This window comes from Natronomonas sp. CBA1123, from assembly GCF_009741925.1.
In the GTDB taxonomy this organism is placed as follows: Archaea; Halobacteriota; Halobacteria; order Halobacteriales; family Haloarculaceae; genus Natronomonas.
In genome coordinates, this window is sequence record NZ_WPCC01000024.1 from 33,941 (window position 1) to 50,620 (window position 16,680).

Consider the following 16,680-nt stretch of genomic DNA (forward strand, 5'->3'; position numbering starts at 1 on the left):
TCGCTCACGGATGCTGGACGCACAGGACTGGGTAGTGTACGCCGAGCGAAGCGAGGCGTTTCCCCGATGCCGAACGCCGAAGGCGTGAGGCATCGGTAGCGCGCACGGACTGACGCGAGCGAAGCGAGCGGAAGGAGTACGTGCTATTTTTCCCCAAGTTTTTGCCGAGAACCGGTGTCGCGCGCCGTTCGGCGCGCGACCCGCGTTCTCGTGTAAAAAGTGGGTGTAGAAAGCTGGGTTCTTAATCGCTAGCCGACCCGCCGCCGACGAAGTTGTTGGAGCGGTCGCGGTCGGCACGGGACGGCGGCGGGTACCGGTCGTCGTCGGGCGCTCGCCAGCGCTCGTCGCGCGGGAGGACACAGCGGTCGGGTTCGCGGTTGACGTGGGCGTACTGGTCGGGTGTGTTCGCGAGCGGATGAGCGGGGTTGTCGCCGCTGTCGATGCGGGCGGCACGGAGTTCGCCGAAGCCGGCGACACGGGCGCGGATGCCCCGCCAGTGGGTGGCGCTTTCGGTGGGAACGCGGAACGGATGCGGTGGCCGGCCGTCGGGGCCCCGCGTGGCGAGCGTCGCTCGGTTGACGTTCGCCGCGAGGTCGTCGTGGTCGATGAGGACACCCACGCGGGCGTTTCGGGGCGCTCGTGCCGCCAACACGTCGAGACCGAGATGGAGGGCCCGATACTCGGCGACGTTGTTGTCCGGTACCGCGTCGGGCACCGAGAGGCGAGCGACACGCTCGCCGTCGCGCGTTTCGATGACGACACCCAACCCGCCAGCACCGTCCGCGCGGTAGGACCCGTCGGTAGCGAGGTAGAAGTCTCGGCGATGGGTGCGCGGCGGATGCGCGATGTGGGGGGTCGGTGAGTCGTCGAACAGGTTCCGCAATACCGGCCGGCAGTGCGCGGCCATACAGGAGTTTCGCCCCGCACAGTACATAAATCCACGGGCGCCCAGCACCGATGTTTAGACTAGTCTAAATTCTATATTAGACCATAAGTCCTAAATATGAACTGGTGACTAAGTCCTCGTAATGACGTATCACGAAACCGGCGACAGCGACCGGCCGGTCCTCACCCGTCGGCAGGCGGTCGCCGGCGGCGGCGGACTGTTAGCCGCCGGCCTCGCCGGCTGCCTCGGCGAGGCGAGCGCACCGGGGGGGCACCAGCGACGACGGGCCGGTCGCGGTCGCGTCGTTCTTCAGTTTCTACGATTTCGGCCGGAAAATCGCCCGCGAGACGCCGATAGAGGTCCGCAACCTGATTCCGACCGGCCTCCACGGCCACGGCTGGCAGCCGAACTCCAGTATCACCCGAGAGGTCATCGAGGCGGACGCGTTCGTCCACGTCGGAGAGGAGTTCCAGCCGTGGGCCGACCGGACGATTCAGACGCTGAAAGACGACGGCATCGACACGCAGCTCATCAACGTCCGGGAGGGCGTCGAGTTGGTCGACCTCGCGGCGAGTCTCGACCGCGACGAGGAAGGCGTCGGCGAGAACCGCGGCAAGGACCCCCACTTCTGGCTCGACCCCCAGCGAGCCAAGCAGTCCGTCGACAACATCACCGAGGGGTTCGTCGAACTCGCTCCCGACCACGAGGCGACGCTTCGCGACAACGCCGAGACCTACAAGAGCGACGTACTCGACCGCATCGACGGCGACTACGAGGCGATATTCGACGCCGCGACCCGGGACGTGGTCCAGTTGGCCGCACACAACGCCTTCCAGTACATCGGGACGCGCTACGGCGTCGAGATGCGGCCGCTCGTCGTCAATCTCGCAGCCAGCGGCGACGTGAAACCCACCGACATCAGGGAGGCCAAACGCGTTATCGAGGAAAACGACATCGAGTACGTCGGCGCCGGCGTCTTCGAGACCCGTCGACCCGCCAAACAGCTCATCGCCGAGACGGACGTATCGGCGTACTTCCCGGTGACGCCCTACGCCGGCGTCCGCGAGGAGTGGGTCGAAAACGACTGGGGCTACGAGGAAATCGCGTACAACATCAACATGCCGACGTTCGAAGTCGTCCTCGGAAACAAAGCGCCCGAAGACGCCGGCCCCGACGGCTGGGCCGAGGAGTGGAGGAACTTCGAATGACGACCGAGGGACCCGTCGCTGAACTCGACGACGTGACGTTCGGCTACACCACGACGCCGGTCGTTGAGGACATCTCCCTTCGCATCGAACAGGGCGAGTACGCCGCAATCGTCGGACCGAACGGCTCCGGGAAGTCGACGCTGATGCGTCTCATCCTCGGCCTGCTCGAACCAGACAGCGGTTCGGCCCGGCTGTTCGGCGAACCCGCCCATCGCTTCGACGAGGGGTCCCGAGTGGGCTACGTCGCCCAGCAGGCCAGCGCCTCCAAGGAGATGCCCATCACCGTCCGAGAAGTCGTGAAGATGGGCCGGTTCCCCCACGTCGGCTACGGCCTGCTGTCGGCGTCGGACTGGGAGGTCGTCGACCGCGCGCTCGACGTCGTCGGAATGAGTGCCTTCGCCGACCGCCCCGTGACCCAACTCTCCGGCGGCCAGCGACAGCGCGCCTTCATCGCACGAGCGCTGGCCGGTGAAGCCGACCTGCTCGTCCTCGACGAACCGACCGTCGGCGTCGACGCCGAATCCGTCGACGCCTTCTACGCACTGCTCGAAACGCTCAACGACGACGGCATCACCGTCCTGTTGGTCGAACACGACCTGCGTGCGGTCACCGACCACGCCGAACGGGTGGTCTGTCTGAACCGCCGGCTCCGCTTCGACGGCCCGACCGAGGAGTTCGTCGACAGCGACGCCCTCGCGGAGACGTTCGGAACGGCCGTCAGCGCCGTTGGTGAGAGCGGATGACGAAGAGTCTCGCGTTCATCGTCGCACAGTCGAGCCCACTCGACGCCGTCCTCGCGCCCGTCTACTGGCTGTTGGCGCAGTGGTCGGAGTTCATGTTCGATGTGGCCCGGTGGACCGGACTGGGACTCCTGCAGTACCAGTACATGCACCGGGCGGTACTCGTCGGACTGTGTATCGGCGTAATGGCGCCGCTCATCGGGACGTTCCTCGTCCACCGTCAACTGGCGCTCATCGGTGACGCCCTGGCCCACACCGCCTTCGCCGGCGTCGCCGTCGGTCTGTTCCTGAACGCCGTGTTGGATTTCGGCGTCTCCCCGTACCTCACTGCCATCATCGTCGCGATGATAGCGGCGTTGAGTATCGAACTCATCTCGGAGGTGACCGACGCCTACAACGACGTGTCGATGGCCATCGTCCTCTCGACGGGGTTCGCGCTGGGGACGACGCTCATCAGCCTCAACGCCGGCGGCCTGTCGGTCGGCATCGACCAGTACCTCTTCGGCAACCTCGCGACCGTCTCCCGTGAGAACGCGGCGATACTGCTCGTGTTGTTCGCCGTCATCGTCGGCACCATCGCACTCACCCGAAATCAACTGCTGTACGTCACCTTCGACGAAACCGCAGCCGAAGTGGCGGGCATTCCCGTCAACTGGTACAACCGGACGATGGTCGTCCTCACGGCGCTCGTCGTCGTCGGCGCGATGCAGATAATGGGCGTCATCCTCGTCGCGGCGATGCTGGTCGTCCCCGTCGCGGGGGCCGCACAGGTCTCCCGGAGTTTCACCGGGTCGCTGCTCTCGTCGGTCGTCCTCGCGGAGTTGGCCGTCGTCGTCGGTATCGGGCTGTCGTACTACGGCGAGGCGACCGCAGGCGGCGTCATCGTCCTCGTCGCCGTCGCCATCTACGTCGCCTGTATCGTTCTCGGACGCCTTCGAACCGCGCTCGGAGAGGAGTCGGCGGCGGAGACCGCACGCATCGACGCCAGCGGCGCCGACTCGAAGGCCGAACCGACGACCGACTGACTCCGACGACCGGAACACACATCGGACGGGGGGGCTGTACGTCGGCACATGCAGGCCCGCGACATCATGACGCGTGACGTGGAGACGGTCTCCCCGGAGGACGACGTGAGCGAGGTGTTGACGCGACTCGCTCGCGCCGATTTCAACGGCTTCCCCGTCACCGAGGACGGCATCGTCGTCGGCATCGTCACGCAGGGCGATTTGGTCGATTTGTTCCAGCCCTCCGACCGGACGCTGTGGATTCCCGTCGGCTTCCCGCCGTTTCTCGAATCGCTCACCTACGCTATCGACATCTCGTGGGACGACTTCGACGTCGGCGTCGACATGCTTCGGAACGCCGGTCGCCCGATTAGCGAGGTTATGACGACCGAGGTCGTAACCGTCGGCCCGAAGGCCGACCTCGACGAACTGCTCGCCCTCCTCGCAGACGAGGACCGCGACATCAACCGGCTCCCGGTCGTCGACGAGGCCAACGCCCTCCTCGGTGTCGTCACCCGGGAGGACTTGCTTCGGGCGCTCCGGGACGAACGGGACGCCTGAGAAAGCGATGGATTCGACCGGCGGGAGCCGAGAGCCGACCGACTGGCAACGCCGTATCACCCGTGGATTGGAACTGCTCGGTGTGGCCATCGCCGTCCTCGCGGTGTTCGGGCTACTCGCCGTCGGCGTCGAAGCCGGGTCGCCGGTCGTCGGTGCGCTGGGATTGCTGCTGGGGGCCGTCCTGCTCGTGACCCTCACTCGTCGCTGATTTCGAAGGCTTCGAGCACCCGAAACGACGGCTCCTCGCCGGTACCGGTCCAGATGATGCGGACCGTCACGCCCGGTTCGACGCCCGTCAAGCGGACGGTGTCTCCCTCCTCGACGGGGAACGCCTCGTCGGCAGCGGCCCACGTCGTCGTCACTTCGGCCTCTGGCGACGACACCTCGAGTCGTGCGGTCTCCGCGGTCGTGAACGAATCGCCGCCGGCGTGTGTCACCGTCACGGTGCCGTCGTCGTACTCGTGGGTGAACGACGCGTTCGGCATCGGGTCGGTCAAATCGCCGACGAGCATCGAACCAGCGTAGGCACCGACCACCACGATGAGGACGACCATGGCGCCAGCGGCAACGAGTCGTATTTTCGGGGTCCCACCGCCCACCTCCCTCTCCATATCACTTCCCGTCGGGCGACGAACTTACCTCTTACTCCATCCCGAAAACTTGAGGCCGACGGCCGACGCCGTTCCGTCGTGCGCTATCGAAACCTCCTGTTGTTCTGTGCGCTCGCCGCCGCGTGGGGGTCGGCGTTCATGGCCATCAAAGCGGGGCTGGGCGAACCCGGGAACCCGGCGTACTTTTTCGACGCGCCGGTGCTGTTCGCCGCCGTTCGCTACGACATCGCCGGCATTCTGATGCTCGGGTACGCCGCGTGGGCCGTCGACCGCTGGCGGCCGCGCGGCCGCTCGGAGTGGCTCCTCGTCGCCGTCGGGGCGGTGTTTCTCATCGCCGGGTATCACGCGCTGTTGTTCATCGGCGAACGCGGGACGACGAGCGCCGCGGCGGCCGTCATCGTCTCGCTGTCGCCCGTCCTCACGACGGCCTTCGCCCGCGCCCTCCTCCCTCAGGAACGACTCACCGTCGTCGGGTTGGTGGGGATGGTCCTCGGTCTCGTCGGCGTCGCGATTCTCGCCCGGCCCGACCCGGCGAACCTCGTCGGGTCGCGGTTTGAGGCGCTCGTCTTCGGTGCCACGCTGTGTTTCGCCCTCGGGAGCGTCCTCACGCGCCGACTCGACACCGACCTTCCCATCGAGACGATGGAGGCGTGGTCGATGGTCGGCGGTGCCGCGTTGATGCACGCCCTCAGCGTCGGCCTCGGCGAATCCGTTTCGGGACTCCCACCGCTACGTGCGACAGTCGCGCTGGTGTATCTCGCCGTCGTCGCCAGTGCGGCGGGCTTTCTCATCTACTTCGACTTGCTCGAACGCCTCGGCCCCATCGAAATCAACCTCGTCTCCTACGTCGCCCCCGTCTTCGCCGCCGTCGCCGGCTTCCTCTTCCTCCAGGAGGTCATCGACGGGCCGACGGTCCTCGGCTTCCTCGTCATCCTCGTCGGCTTTCTGCTCATCAAACGGCGGGAAATCCGTGCCGAACTGAACCGACATCTGTGACCGGGCAACGACCCGTTACTGTCGGTAGTCGTGGCCGATGACGACCGCGGCGACGTTGGCGACGACCAAGGCAGTGAACACGAAATAATCCGTCGGGCCGTCGAATCCGCTGGCGAAGAGCCCGAGCAGACAGAACGGCAGGAACACCGCACTCCAGAAGGCGAGGGCCTCCAGTGGCCCACCGAGGTACGACCGTGCCGACTTGACCACCCCAATCAGGGAGTCGTCGGGGAACGTGGAGGGACTCATCGTCTATCCGACAACACACGCGAAACCCACTAATAACCACGCGAACATTTCACACGTTTCACAGCCTCCGTGACCTTTCACGGACACGCCAGCGCGGGCGAGAGATTTTATCCGCGCTGCTGAAGCGGTCACGGACCGTCCGGTCCGCTATCCGAGCATCGCGAGGTCGACCTCGTGGGGGCCCTCCGGTGTTCGGATGGTCGTCGCCTCGCGGAGGCGATCGCGGACGGCGCGTCGCCACGCCGCCACCGCCCGTTCGTGGTACTCGCGGTGTATCTCGGGGGCGTACGTTCGCTCGGGGTGTGAGCGGAGGGCGTCTTCGGTTCGGTCGGCCGTCGGGAACGCGGGTACGGAGTCGACGAACATCTCCGGCGGCAAGTGAAGCGGCGCCGGGTCGTCGTACTCCCGTTCGGCGCCCGCGAGGTGCAGTCGGGCGCGCATCCGACCGCTGAACGGCGGCGTCACCCGGAGAACCGCTCCGGCGTCGCGGCGCTCGTTGGCCTCGAGTGCGGCCACCACGTCGTCGGTCGTCACCGCGAGCGTACGTATCGATGTCGGGTCGTCAGTCGCCACGGCGGAGAACGGACCCGGGCGCCAATGAGCGTGTCGGCGGACTTTTCTCCGCCGGCGGTCGATTCGGTCGCATGGACTGGACGCACGAGGAGCGAGACGACGGCGCCGTCTGGAGTCGAAGCGACCGCAACGCCTTCGTCCGCCTTCGGCACACCGCCGACGACCGGTGGGCGGTGACCCTCGACCGACTGGAGCAGGCCCCCGACGGGGAGACGTACCGCCACGAGACCTTCGAGGAACGGGAGGCGGCCGAGCGTCAAGCCGAGGAGTGGCGCTCAGCGTAGCGGCCCGATGGCCTCGGAGACAGCCTCCGCAGAGCAGTCGGGGTCCAAGGCGATGTACAGCCCGGTCGTCTCGCCAAGCAGTCTGAGCAGGGTCAACTCCTCGGTGTGTGTCACCAGCGAGGTGACGTGGCCGGCGTTCGGCAACAGCGTGTTCTCGTAGGTGTCACGCTCCATGAAGTCCATGTGCAGGTGGTCCAACACGCGTGCGTAGTGCTCCCGGAGGTGCTCTTCGTCGCGATACATCTCGACGATGTCGTCGTGGACGTAGAGGATGTTGTACTCGTTCTGTGAGAACTCCATAAACGACTGGACGCCGTCGCCACAGACGTCTCGCGCCCGTTGGAGTGCGGCCACGGCGTCGAACTCCGCCAACTCCGAATCGCCCGTCAGTGCCATGGGTGCCACTCGATAGCGACCGACTAAAACGGTTGGTTGACGACCCGCATCCGTGTCGGCCCAATCGTTTTTATTCGATGGCGACCGAGGGCCAGCATGTCATCAGCGGGAGCACTCGACGACATCGGCGACGTGTCGAACGTGCTCGTTCTCGGGCCGAGCGTCGACGAATCCGTCGATACGGGCTGTAAGCGCCTCCTGACGGCCGGCGATGAGGAGGCGGTACTCGTCGTGAGTTTCATGCTGTCACCCAAACAGTGGGTCGATGGCTGGGTCGAACGCGTCGGCGACCTCCCCGAGGAACTCGTCGTCGTCACGACGAGCGACGCCTTCACCCAACCGGGAGAGACCGAAGACGACCTCCCCGACCCCGTGACCGTCGAGTACCTCTCCAGTCCCGGCGACCTCACGGGAATCGGGATGGTCGTCAGTAAGTACCTCGAACGCTGGCACGAAGCTGACCGGGAGATGGCCGTCTGTTTCGACTCGCTGACGACGCTGTTGCAGTACGGCGAGACCCACAGCATCTACCGGTTTCTCCACCTCATCACGACACGCATCTCCGGTGCTGACGCCCGCGCACACTTCCATCTCGACCCCGACACCCAGGACAAACAGACCGTCTCGACCATTACCTCGACGTTTCAGGCGATTGCCCGCCACACCGATTCGGGTTGGGAAGTCAAGCGTCGCTGAGACACCTCAGAGTTCGGGTTCGAACTCGCGGAACGCTTCTCGCCAGGACTCGGGAACCGGTTTCGTCCCCGCCTCGTCGACGACCACAAGCGTCGTCTCGCCGGTCGCCGCGGGGTCGTCGGCTCCGCTGGCGTACACCCGATAGCCCATCCGGAAACTGGACTCCCCGATGTCGGTGACGCCACAGTCGATGCGAACCGACTCGTCGTCGAGGACGATTGCCCGCCGAAAATCCATCTCGATGGACGCCAACACCATCCCCAACTCGTCGAAGGCGACGCCGAGAACCGCCTCGAAGTACTCGATGCGCGCCTGTTCGAGGTACGTCCCGTAGACGGCGTTGTTGACGTGTTCGAGCGTGTCGAGGTCTCTGTATCTGACGGGCAACTCGACGTGAAACGGGAACTCCTGGTCCATACGCACGCCCCGTCCGTGTCGCCGAAGGGCGTTTCGCTTCCGCCGGCGCCGGTACGCTCATTGTGTTCGACCGACCAACACGTCTATGGCCCGGCTTCTGCGGGATTCGCTGTACGGCCTCCTCATCGTCGCCTGCGTCGTGGCGACGCTACTGGCGGCCGTCGCCTTCGTCGCGCCCACGGTTCTCCCGGCGCCGTTTGCGGCCGCCGCCGCGGGCAGCAACCTCTGGATAGTCGCCACCGCCGCCCTCACCATCCTCGGCGTCATGTTCCTACTGTTGGTGATGCGGGCGCTCATCTAACCCACACATCGATATCATTCCTCGGCCCATTCCGGCCGTTCGACGGTCGTCTCGCCGACGTCGGTGTATCGAACCCGTCGTTCGACGGTCAGCGTCTCACCCGTCGCGTTTCCGGGTCCACGCTGGAGGAGACGATACTCGTGGACGAACCTCTCAGAATCGACGGAGGCACTGAATTCGGCGTACTGGAGTTCCGCCACGGGTTGTCTCGGGCCAAGGAACCCGTATCGGTTGTGGAAATCCGTCGACCGAACGTAGTAGAGCGTCTTCCCGTTCAGTTCGGTACTGCCGCTGACAGTCGTGGTGAAGGACTCCAGAATCGGACGGAGCCTATCGGTCTGTGTCGACCGAGTCACGAACTCACTGAGCCGATTCTCCGCGGAGAACGACTCTACCTCCCGCCCGTTGTCGGTCCAACTGGCTTGCCATCCGCGCTCCCCGTCGAAGTAGTATGTGACATCGAGTAGGGATTCGTTTCCACGCGAGTGGTTCAGTTCGAAGCGGTACGCACTGAATCCCTCTGCCACCGCGGTTCGGGTCCGTCGCTCTTCGATGACCGTCCCGTTTTCGGTGGTAACCGTTTCGGTCCGACGGACGGTGAACGAGTGGTTTTCGAGGTAGTCACCGTGAGCCCGTATCATTGCGTCGCTGTCCTCGATTCCGGACTCGGTGACGCCCGGAGCGACTTGCGCCGACTCCGTGTCCGACCGTTCCCCAGGAATTATCGAACACCCCGAGATGGAGACCGATAGACACAGCACGACGAGGAGGGCAGTGCGTTTCATACACTAACTATTCACTATTGCTTACCTAAAAAAAATCGCCGGTCACCGAATCCGGTTCGGTATGGACTTCGGCAGCCCGTGACGAGTCCTATAACGCTTCCTCTGGCGGCGACTGCGTGTACCACCACGCCCACGCGATGAGGACGGCCTGCAACGGGAGTCGACCCCATCGGACGAGTTGGGAGGGGTCGCCGCCGCCGGGTGCACCCTCGATGACCACGCCGTGGGTCGCCATATAGATGTTCGCGGGGAAGATTGCCACGAGTAGCGCGACGGTCCCCCACGCCGCGATGCGGCGCGTTCGTGGAACCAACACACCGACGCCGACGAGGATTTCGGCGACGCCGGAGAGATAGACGAGTTCGAGCCGAAACGGGAGGAAGGGCGGCACGATTTGGACGTACAACTCCGGAACGACGAAGTGCAGTATCCCCGCGACGATGTAGGCAGGGCCCATCACGTACAGAAGCGGCCGTTTCAGTCGCCGAAGCGCACCTAACAAATCGCGTCCGTCGCTCATTCCGCGTATGTAATCGGGTTGTCGAGTTAACGCTACCGTCTCGGTGCGCAAAGCGGCGGCTGTTCGACGTGAGCTCTCGAGATAGGAGTGCCCGGGGAGGGCTCGAACTACGCCGAGACGTGCTCGCTTCGCTGTGCGCGCCTCGTCTACTTCGGAGCCCCGGGGCATTTCACGGCGTCGCCACTCCCTATCGGTCGTGACTCCTTGGAAAGTGCCCGGGGAGGGCTCCGAACCCTCGATCTCCGCATGTCCCAGGAACGAGACGTAGGCACCGTCTCAGGACATCGCGGGTACCGCCTCGTAACCCTATGAGTGCGGCGCTATGTCCAGCTAAGCCACCCGGGCTCACTTCCTCGTTGCCCGCTTTCGCCCTTCAACCTTCCTATCTCCGTCGGGTGGTTGTGCGGGTCAGTGGCGTAGTCAGCCAGCGGTTTTAAGCTACCGTGCGGGGACACCACACGCATGGACGAGCTTCCGGCACTGGTAACCGAGGCCGTCGGCGATGCGGCGGTCATCGAAACCGTCGACGTCGGCGGTGGAGACGCCGTCGTCGTCACCCCCGAGGCGACGCACGTGTATCGTTCCGAGGGACTGCTGTCCGACGAATCACTCGAGGGCTACGACCACGACGTCGAACGCTTCGCCGTCGACGCCGGCCGGCGCAAATCGACGATTCGACTCGACGGCATCGACGGCGAGCGAAGCTTCACCGTCCCGGGAAGCGTCGCCGACGGCGTCATCGAGGCCGTCCTCGAAGGCGTTCTCAGAGCGACCGGCGTCGTCGCCGAAGCGGAAACCGTCGACGCGACGTTCCGATTCAGCGAACTCACCCTCGTCGTCACCGACAGACAACTGCTGAAACACGTCGGCAGCGCGGTCTGGGACGAGGAGTTCGAGGCGTTCCGCTACGAGAACCTCGCCGACCTCGACTTCGAGGAAGGAAGCGTCGCCACGCAAGTCGTCGTCGAGGCCGATGGCCGAAAACAGCGGGTCAAGGTGCCGAACGAACACGCCGGCCGCGTCCGCGAGGACGTACAGAGCGCCGTCTTCGAGTTCCACGGCGTCTCCTCGCTCGGCGGGCTTCGGGCCGCCCTCGAGGACGGAGCCGACGACGAGACCGACCGCGACGAAGCGACCGACCCGAACGAAGACGAGGGAGCCGACGACGCGTCGGAAGGTGGCTTCGTCTCCGCCGACTGGTCGCCACCGGCCGACCAGGACGTGACCGGCAGTCGAGGGATGGATACCGCAGAATCGGGCAACGAGGACGACTCGCCCGACGACACCCAGCCGGAGACAACCGAAGTCGATACCGAGGAACTCGCAGACGAGGTCGAGGCGCTCAGGGAGACCGTCGAGTACCAGACGGAACTGCTCGAAGCTCAGGGGGAAACCATCGAACAGCTCGTCGACGAACTCCGACGTGGGCGGTGAGCGGTCGGTTCAACCGGTCTCCGAGACGTTCGGTTACTCGAGCAACTGCGGTCCCCAGATATCGGCCACGAGAGCGACGAGGTAAGCGGCCGCCAACAGCACCGCACTCGGGAGGGGGTTGCTGCCCGAAAGCTCCAAGCCCGAGACGACGACGACTGCCGCACCGACGACACCGAGAGCGAAAACTGCGATGACGAAGACGAAGCAGAACTCGCCGAGCCGCCCCAGCGACCACGGCCCCGCCACGAACGGGTAGGCGCTTCCGATGGCGAGCGTTCCGGCGAACAGCGTCACACTCGAGGCCGTGAGTGGTGACCCGAGTACCTCGTTGCCGACCGAAATCGCCGGATACCACAGCACACCGAGGGTAGCGCTCGCGAGCAGTACGTCGACGGTCGCACCGAGCCACGAGTTGCGCTGGAAGGGGAGGGCGGACATAACAGGGGATAGCAGTCCCAGCGTCGAATCAATTGGGGTCGGCGTCACTCCCGGCCGGTCACTTTCCGGATGCACGACGACCCGAACGGGCCGTGTTCGCCGGCCTGTAACTTCATGAAGTAGCCTGTCGAGATGGACGCCCCACAGCGCTGGCAGTCGAAGTCGCCCTCCCGAGAGACGACTTCGCTCTCGAAACTGAGGAACCGGCCGGCGGTGGGTTTCACCGTGTCGCCGTCGCGGGTGATGTGGCCCCGCGTTTCGGCCTCCTCGAGGATGGCCCGCGTCGTCTCGGGATGGGTGGTAATCGTCTCGATGCGGTCGATGAGTTCGGCCAGCGACAACTCCTCGTGTTCGAGGCGGGCGAGCAACTGCACCCCGAGTTCGACGGGGTCGTCGTCGCGGCTCACGGAGACCCCTCAGCGGCGTCGGAATAAAAACGACCGGGTAATCCGACCACAAGAGGTTTGTCCACCCGGTGGCTTCCCGCCGACGTGAAGCGCGCGACCGCCCGTCAGGTGGCTGGCATCGCCGTCGTCTGTGTCGTCGCCGCCACCGCCGCGCTGACGGTTCCCCCGGAACGGCTGTTCGTCCACGCCGAGGCGCTCGCCTCACGACCCGTGGTTCTCGGCGTCGCGCTCCTCGTGCTGTATCTCGTTCGACCGCTGTTGGCGTGGCCCATCAGCGCGCTGTCGATACTCCTCGGCTACCTCTACGGGCCGACGGCGATTCCGGTCGCCCTCGCCGGTGCGGTCGTGACGACGCTACCCGCCTACGGACTGGCGGGGTATCTCGGCCACGACGCCGGCCTGCTGGCCCGCGTCGGCGACGCCGGCGGCGCCGTCCGGAAGACCGCCGGCGACCTCCGCGGCGTCATCGCGGTTCGACTCGCGCCGCTGCCGACCGACCCCGTCTCCTACGGCGCGGGACTGGCCGAGGTGCCGCTGCGCCCCTACATTCTGGGAACGGCCATCGGCGAGGCGCCGTGGGTCGTCGCCGCCGTCTTGCTCGGCGCTTCCGCCGGCGAGTTAACCGCCGCCGGAAGCGCCGCCGACCCGCTCGTCGTCGTCACCGCCGTCGCGCTTGCGGCACTGCTCGCGCTTTCCGGGCCGGCCTACAGGCGCCTCTCGGACGGAACGGCGTTCTAGAACGTGAAGGGGTCCGAGCAGTCGACGACGACGCCGTGTTGCGGGCAGACGTACTTGCAGTGACGCTTGTACATCGGCGTCTCACACATCGGACACCGTCGACCGCTTCGCTCCCCGTCCATACGAGGACGGGGAGCGATATCCTCAAAAAGGCTCCGTAGCGTCTACGTCAGCACTCCGACCAGCCACAGGACTCACACGTCTTGCAGCCCTCGGAGTAGTACAGCGTCATACTGCTGCACTCGGGACACTCGGGGGATTCTCCGGCGTCGATGAGCGACTGCGTGTCGGAGGCGTCGTCGTTCGGCGAGGCCTTCGACTCCATCTCGGGGGCGGCACTCGCCGCACCGCCGTCGGTTTCCGGCGCTTCGCGCGGTTCTCGCTCGGCCTGCTCTTCGGCCTGCTGGGCCGTCTGGTCGAGCGTGGCCTGGTCGGGATAGGCCTTGTCCACGTCGCCGTCGAGATACCGGCGCATCGCCGTCCCGATGGCGTCGGGGATGGAGTTAATCTGCTCGCCTTTGTCCCAGGCGACCTTCGGCGACCGAATGCCCTGCAGTTCGTCGGCGATTTCTTCGGGGTCGACGCCCGAGCGCAGCGCCGTCGAGATGGTCTTCGCCAGCGCCTCGGTGAAGGAGGCGGTGAAGCCACCGGAGTTGCCGATGTTGGCGAACAGTTCGAACGGCCGCTCGCGAGCGGGGTCCTCGTTGATGTTGACGTACAGTTTGCCGTAACCGGTGTCGATGCGCTGGGTGACGCCGTGGAGCACGTCGGGACGCGGCTGTTTCTCGCCGAACTCGCCCGACTCGATGTCGATTAGCGACTCCACGTCGGACTCGAGTGCCGTACGGACCTCTTCGTTGTCGAGGAAGCCCTCGATGCCGCCGAACAGTTCCTCGATGTTCTCGACGATGGCCGCCGCGGCCTCGTCTTCGTTCAAGTCGGAGAACTCGGCGTTCTTCGCACGGGTCGTCAACACCTGCTTCGAGCGGGTGCCGTCGCGGTAGTAGGTGACGCCCTTCCCGCCGTGTTCGTAGATGTACTCGAACACTTCCTTCGCGTCCTCGACCGTGGAGTCGTTGGGCGCGTTGACCGTCTTCGAGATGGCCGAGTCGACGCCCTTCTGACAGGCGACCTGCACGCCGGCGTGTTCCTTCGCCGAGAGGGCGCCGGTCGTCACGAACAGTTCGCCGACCGCGTCGGGAACCGTCGAGAGCCCGTCGACGCCGTCGAAGGCGTTGTTCGCCATCTGCTCTTGGGCCTCCTGCTTGACGGCGTCGACGTCGATGTCGTTCTCCTCCAGCACGCGGAGGAAGTAGTCGTCGAACTCCACGAGCATCTCGTCGCCCTGGACGTCGTCGGAGACGTTCTTGTAGAAGGCGACGTTGTAAATCGGCTCACAGCCGCCGGTCGTGTTGCCAATCATCGACGTCGTGCCGGTCGGCGCGATGGTCGTCGTGTTGTGGTTGCGGATGGCGAAGCCGTCTTCCCACTCGTCGGCGTCGAGCCCGGTCTGTTTCTCGAACCACTCGCGGTACTCGGTGGGGTTGGCGTACTTGGAGTTGTCCCACTCGTCGAAGGCACCGCGCTGTTCGGCCAGTTCGTGGGAGGCCCACTTCGAGCCGTGGTTGATGTGAGTCATCAACTGGCGGGCGACCTCGTTGCCCTCCTCGCTCCCGTAGCGGATGCCGAGTTGGATGTACAACTGCGCCAGCCCCATGATGCCGAGGCCGATTTTCCGCATCTCGCGGACTTTCTCCTCGATTTTCGGCACCGGGAAGTCCGACATCGTGACGACGTTCTCGAGGAACCGCGTCCCGAGTTCGATGCGCCGGTCGAACTCCTCGAAGTCGATGGCCTCCTCGAGGAACGCCTCGACGGCGGCCTCCGTCGAGTCGTACTCGTCGGCGTGTTCGGCGTGCCAGACGCGCCAGTCGGGCGTCTCGAGGTCCGCTAGCGTCGAGAGGTTGATGTGACCGAGGTTACAGGCCTCGTACTCCTCGAGCGGCTGTTCGCCACAGGGGTTCGTCGCGAGGATGCGGTGGTCGGGGTGTTTCTCCACGTCGAAGGAGTGCTGTTTGTTCACCCGTTCGAGGTAGATGACGCCCGGTTCACCGTTCTCGTGGGCACCCTCGACGATGTGGTTCCACAGTTTCTCGGCGGGGACCGACAGCACCTCGCCGACCTCGACGTGTTCGCCCAGACCGAACATGTCGTACAGTTCCTTCGTCTCGGGGGTGGCGACGTGGGGTTCGCCGGTTCGGGGGTTCGTGAACGTGAACTCCTCGCCGTTTTTCACACAGTCCATGAACTCGTCGGTGATGCCGACGGAGATGTTGAAGTTCGAGAGGTGGCCTTCGACGGCGTTGCGGAGGTGTTTGGGGACACGACCCTCGTCGTCGATGAGTTCGCGGGCCTCTTCGAGCGCTTCGGCGAAGGAGTTGTGCGTGAAGTCGTCGGGGTCGTTGAGCCGGAGCGTCTCGGCGAGGGAGACGTCCTTGTTCTTCGCGTGGAGGAACTGAATTACGTCGGGGTGTGAGACGCGCATGACGCCCATCTGGGCGCCTCGGCGGGCACCACCCTGCGCGATGGTCTCACACATCTGGTCGTACGTTCGCATGAACGTAATCGGGCCGCTGGCGATGCCGCCAGTGGAGCCGACGGCGTCGCCGTAGGGTCGAAGCCGCCAGAAGGCATACCCCATGCCACCGCCGCTCTGGAACACCTGTGCGGCCTCCTTTGCGGTCTGGTGGATATCGTCGATGTCGTCCTCCGGGGAGTCGACGAAACACGCCGAGAGCTGCTGGAGTTCGTCGCCGGCGTTCATCAGGGTCGGGGAGTTCGGCATGAAGGAGAGCATCTCCATGGCCTCTTGGAACTCCGCGGCTTTCTCCTCGACGTGGCTCCGGATGTCTTCGGGGAGTTCGGGGACCAGCGTCTCGTAGGCGAACTTGTTGACGTTGTAGATGGAGAGCTCCGTCTCGGCTTCGTCACCGACCGAAACGCCCTTGCCGAACACTTCCTCGGCGAGTTCGTCGCGGCGCGGGTGGTCGGGTTTGAGTTGCTCCGGCGTGACCGTCACCTCGACATCGCGTTTCTCGGCCTCGAAGACGGCCTCGGCGAGGGCGATGTTCTTGCCGACCCGCTCGAAGAGGTCCTCCTGCTGTTCGACGGGGTCGCCGTTGGCGTCCTTCCGGAGATAGCGCGCCGGCAGGATGTTGTGATAGGCGTTGCCGGTGAGGCGCTCCTCGAGCGTGTCGCCTTCGGTTCGCTTCACCGGAAGCGTCAGTTCGTCCGCGGAGAGAGGTCCCGCCCCGGACATCACTCGGCCCCCCGTGGTGAAAGTAGGTCGGTTCCCCTTACAGTTCCGTCAGCAGCGAGATGGGTGGTGCAAATCGTCATGGTAGCGTGTTCGTGCTGAATGCCATATGACCCGGCG

General features: G+C 65.3%; 22 protein-coding genes, 1 tRNA gene and 1 pseudogene. 11 read left to right on the top strand and 13 right to left on the bottom strand.

Annotated elements, in window-relative coordinates; all coding sequences use genetic code 11:
- Positions 1–241 precede the first annotated feature (241 nt).
- Positions 242–907 (bottom strand): ribonuclease HI, encoded by a 666-nt coding sequence (locus tag GJ631_RS11575; protein ID WP_156709308.1) that lies wholly within the window; start codon positions 905–907, stop codon positions 242–244.
- 121 nt (positions 908–1,028) lie between these two features.
- Here GJ631_RS11575 and GJ631_RS11580 point away from each other — a divergent pair.
- The 5 genes and pseudogenes from GJ631_RS11580 (at position 1,029) to GJ631_RS11600 (ending at position 4,607) form a co-directional block, all read left to right on the top strand.
- Positions 1,029–2,094, top strand: a pseudogene (locus GJ631_RS11580) (metal ABC transporter substrate-binding protein).
- Complete coding sequence (locus GJ631_RS11585) at positions 2,091–2,837, top strand: metal ABC transporter ATP-binding protein (protein WP_156709309.1); 747 nt, start codon at positions 2,091–2,093, stop codon at positions 2,835–2,837. The pseudogene GJ631_RS11580 and the gene GJ631_RS11585 overlap by 4 nt, the downstream one beginning before the upstream one ends.
- Complete coding sequence (locus GJ631_RS11590; RefSeq protein WP_156709310.1) at positions 2,834–3,859, top strand: metal ABC transporter permease; 1,026 nt, start codon at positions 2,834–2,836, stop codon at positions 3,857–3,859. Before GJ631_RS11585 ends, GJ631_RS11590 begins: the two co-directional genes overlap by 4 nt.
- A 48-nt stretch (positions 3,860–3,907) precedes the next feature.
- On the top strand, positions 3,908–4,399 hold the full coding sequence (locus GJ631_RS11595) for an HPP family protein (protein WP_156709311.1): 492 nt from the start codon (positions 3,908–3,910) through the stop codon (positions 4,397–4,399).
- 7 nt (positions 4,400–4,406) lie between these two features.
- The gene (locus GJ631_RS11600; RefSeq protein ID WP_156709312.1) at positions 4,407–4,607 is read left to right on the top strand and encodes a hypothetical protein; all 201 of its coding nucleotides are present in this window, start codon (positions 4,407–4,409) and stop codon (positions 4,605–4,607) included.
- On the opposite strand, the gene GJ631_RS11605 is transcribed toward GJ631_RS11600, so the two are convergent.
- The gene (locus GJ631_RS11605; protein ID WP_156709313.1) at positions 4,594–5,010 is read right to left on the bottom strand and encodes a type IV pilin; all 417 of its coding nucleotides are present in this window, start codon (positions 5,008–5,010) and stop codon (positions 4,594–4,596) included. The genes GJ631_RS11600 and GJ631_RS11605 overlap by 14 nt on opposite strands.
- A 78-nt stretch (positions 5,011–5,088) precedes the next feature.
- Here GJ631_RS11605 and GJ631_RS11610 point away from each other — a divergent pair, with 78 nt between their 5' ends.
- Positions 5,089–6,006, top strand: a complete 918-nt coding sequence (locus GJ631_RS11610) for a DMT family transporter (protein ID WP_370518647.1) — start codon at positions 5,089–5,091, stop codon at positions 6,004–6,006.
- 15 nt (positions 6,007–6,021) lie between these two features.
- Here the strand turns inward: GJ631_RS11610 and GJ631_RS11615 are convergent, their stop codons facing one another.
- On the bottom strand, positions 6,022–6,255 hold the full coding sequence (locus tag GJ631_RS11615) for a hypothetical protein (protein ID WP_156709314.1): 234 nt from the start codon (positions 6,253–6,255) through the stop codon (positions 6,022–6,024).
- Positions 6,256–6,402: 147 nt separating this feature from the next.
- A complete protein-coding gene (locus tag GJ631_RS11620) occupies positions 6,403–6,828 on the bottom strand; it encodes a hypothetical protein (protein ID WP_197425006.1) in 426 nt (141 codons plus the stop codon).
- Positions 6,829–6,899: 71 nt separating this feature from the next.
- Between GJ631_RS11620 and GJ631_RS11625 the strand changes: the two genes are divergently transcribed.
- Entirely contained in the window at positions 6,900–7,112 is a 213-nt protein-coding gene (locus GJ631_RS11625; RefSeq protein ID WP_156709315.1) for a hypothetical protein, read from the top strand.
- On the opposite strand, the gene GJ631_RS11630 is transcribed toward GJ631_RS11625, so the two are convergent.
- Positions 7,104–7,508, bottom strand: coding sequence for a hypothetical protein (locus GJ631_RS11630; protein WP_156709316.1), 405 nt, complete (start codon positions 7,506–7,508; stop codon positions 7,104–7,106). The genes GJ631_RS11625 and GJ631_RS11630 overlap by 9 nt on opposite strands.
- Before the next feature lie 96 nt (positions 7,509–7,604).
- On the opposite strand from GJ631_RS11630, the gene GJ631_RS11635 reads away from it, so the two are divergent.
- The gene (locus GJ631_RS11635; RefSeq protein ID WP_156709317.1) at positions 7,605–8,204 is read left to right on the top strand and encodes a hypothetical protein; all 600 of its coding nucleotides are present in this window, start codon (positions 7,605–7,607) and stop codon (positions 8,202–8,204) included.
- 6 nt (positions 8,205–8,210) lie between these two features.
- On the opposite strand, the gene GJ631_RS11640 is transcribed toward GJ631_RS11635, so the two are convergent.
- Complete coding sequence (locus GJ631_RS11640; protein ID WP_156709318.1) at positions 8,211–8,621, bottom strand: thioesterase family protein; 411 nt, start codon at positions 8,619–8,621, stop codon at positions 8,211–8,213.
- An 85-nt stretch (positions 8,622–8,706) separates the two neighbouring features.
- On the opposite strand from GJ631_RS11640, the gene GJ631_RS11645 reads away from it, so the two are divergent.
- Positions 8,707–8,922: a hypothetical protein gene (locus GJ631_RS11645; RefSeq protein ID WP_156709319.1), complete on the top strand. Its 216-nt coding sequence runs from the start codon at positions 8,707–8,709 to the stop codon at positions 8,920–8,922.
- A gap of 14 nt (positions 8,923–8,936) precedes the next feature.
- Here the strand turns inward: GJ631_RS11645 and GJ631_RS11650 are convergent, their stop codons facing one another.
- The 3 genes from GJ631_RS11650 to GJ631_RS11660 form a co-directional block, all read right to left on the bottom strand.
- A complete protein-coding gene (locus tag GJ631_RS11650) occupies positions 8,937–9,707 on the bottom strand; it encodes a hypothetical protein (protein ID WP_156709320.1) in 771 nt (256 codons plus the stop codon).
- Positions 9,708–9,795: 88 nt separating this feature from the next.
- Positions 9,796–10,227 (bottom strand): DoxX-like family protein, encoded by a 432-nt coding sequence (locus GJ631_RS11655; RefSeq protein WP_231753965.1) that lies wholly within the window; start codon positions 10,225–10,227, stop codon positions 9,796–9,798.
- 212 nt (positions 10,228–10,439) lie between these two features.
- Positions 10,440–10,572 (bottom strand) — tRNA-Met (locus tag GJ631_RS11660).
- Positions 10,573–10,689: 117 nt separating this feature from the next.
- Between GJ631_RS11660 and GJ631_RS11665 the strand changes: the two genes are divergently transcribed.
- Positions 10,690–11,661, top strand: a complete 972-nt coding sequence (locus GJ631_RS11665) for a hypothetical protein (RefSeq protein WP_156709321.1) — start codon at positions 10,690–10,692, stop codon at positions 11,659–11,661.
- 33 nt (positions 11,662–11,694) lie between these two features.
- Here GJ631_RS11665 and GJ631_RS11670 read toward each other — a convergent pair whose 3' ends face one another.
- Positions 11,695–12,099, bottom strand: coding sequence for a hypothetical protein (locus tag GJ631_RS11670; RefSeq protein WP_156709322.1), 405 nt, complete (start codon positions 12,097–12,099; stop codon positions 11,695–11,697).
- Between the two features lie 44 nt (positions 12,100–12,143).
- Entirely contained in the window at positions 12,144–12,506 is a 363-nt protein-coding gene (locus tag GJ631_RS11675) for a DUF5830 family protein (RefSeq protein WP_370518648.1), read from the bottom strand.
- A gap of 84 nt (positions 12,507–12,590) precedes the next feature.
- Here GJ631_RS11675 and GJ631_RS11680 point away from each other — a divergent pair, with 84 nt between their 5' ends.
- Positions 12,591–13,244 carry a TVP38/TMEM64 family protein gene (locus GJ631_RS11680; RefSeq protein ID WP_370518649.1) on the top strand — a complete coding sequence of 218 codons (654 nt, stop codon included), beginning with the start codon at positions 12,591–12,593 and terminating at the stop codon, positions 13,242–13,244.
- On the opposite strand, the gene GJ631_RS19260 is transcribed toward GJ631_RS11680, so the two are convergent.
- Positions 13,241–13,366 carry an HVO_2523 family zinc finger protein gene (locus tag GJ631_RS19260; protein WP_255453945.1) on the bottom strand — a complete coding sequence of 42 codons (126 nt, stop codon included), beginning with the start codon at positions 13,364–13,366 and terminating at the stop codon, positions 13,241–13,243. The two genes, GJ631_RS11680 and GJ631_RS19260, sit on opposite strands and share 4 nt — an antisense overlap.
- 47 nt (positions 13,367–13,413) lie before the next feature.
- Positions 13,414–16,563 (bottom strand): adenosylcobalamin-dependent ribonucleoside-diphosphate reductase, encoded by a 3,150-nt coding sequence (locus tag GJ631_RS11685; protein WP_156709323.1) that lies wholly within the window; start codon positions 16,561–16,563, stop codon positions 13,414–13,416.
- Positions 16,564–16,680: the final 117 nt, after the last annotated feature.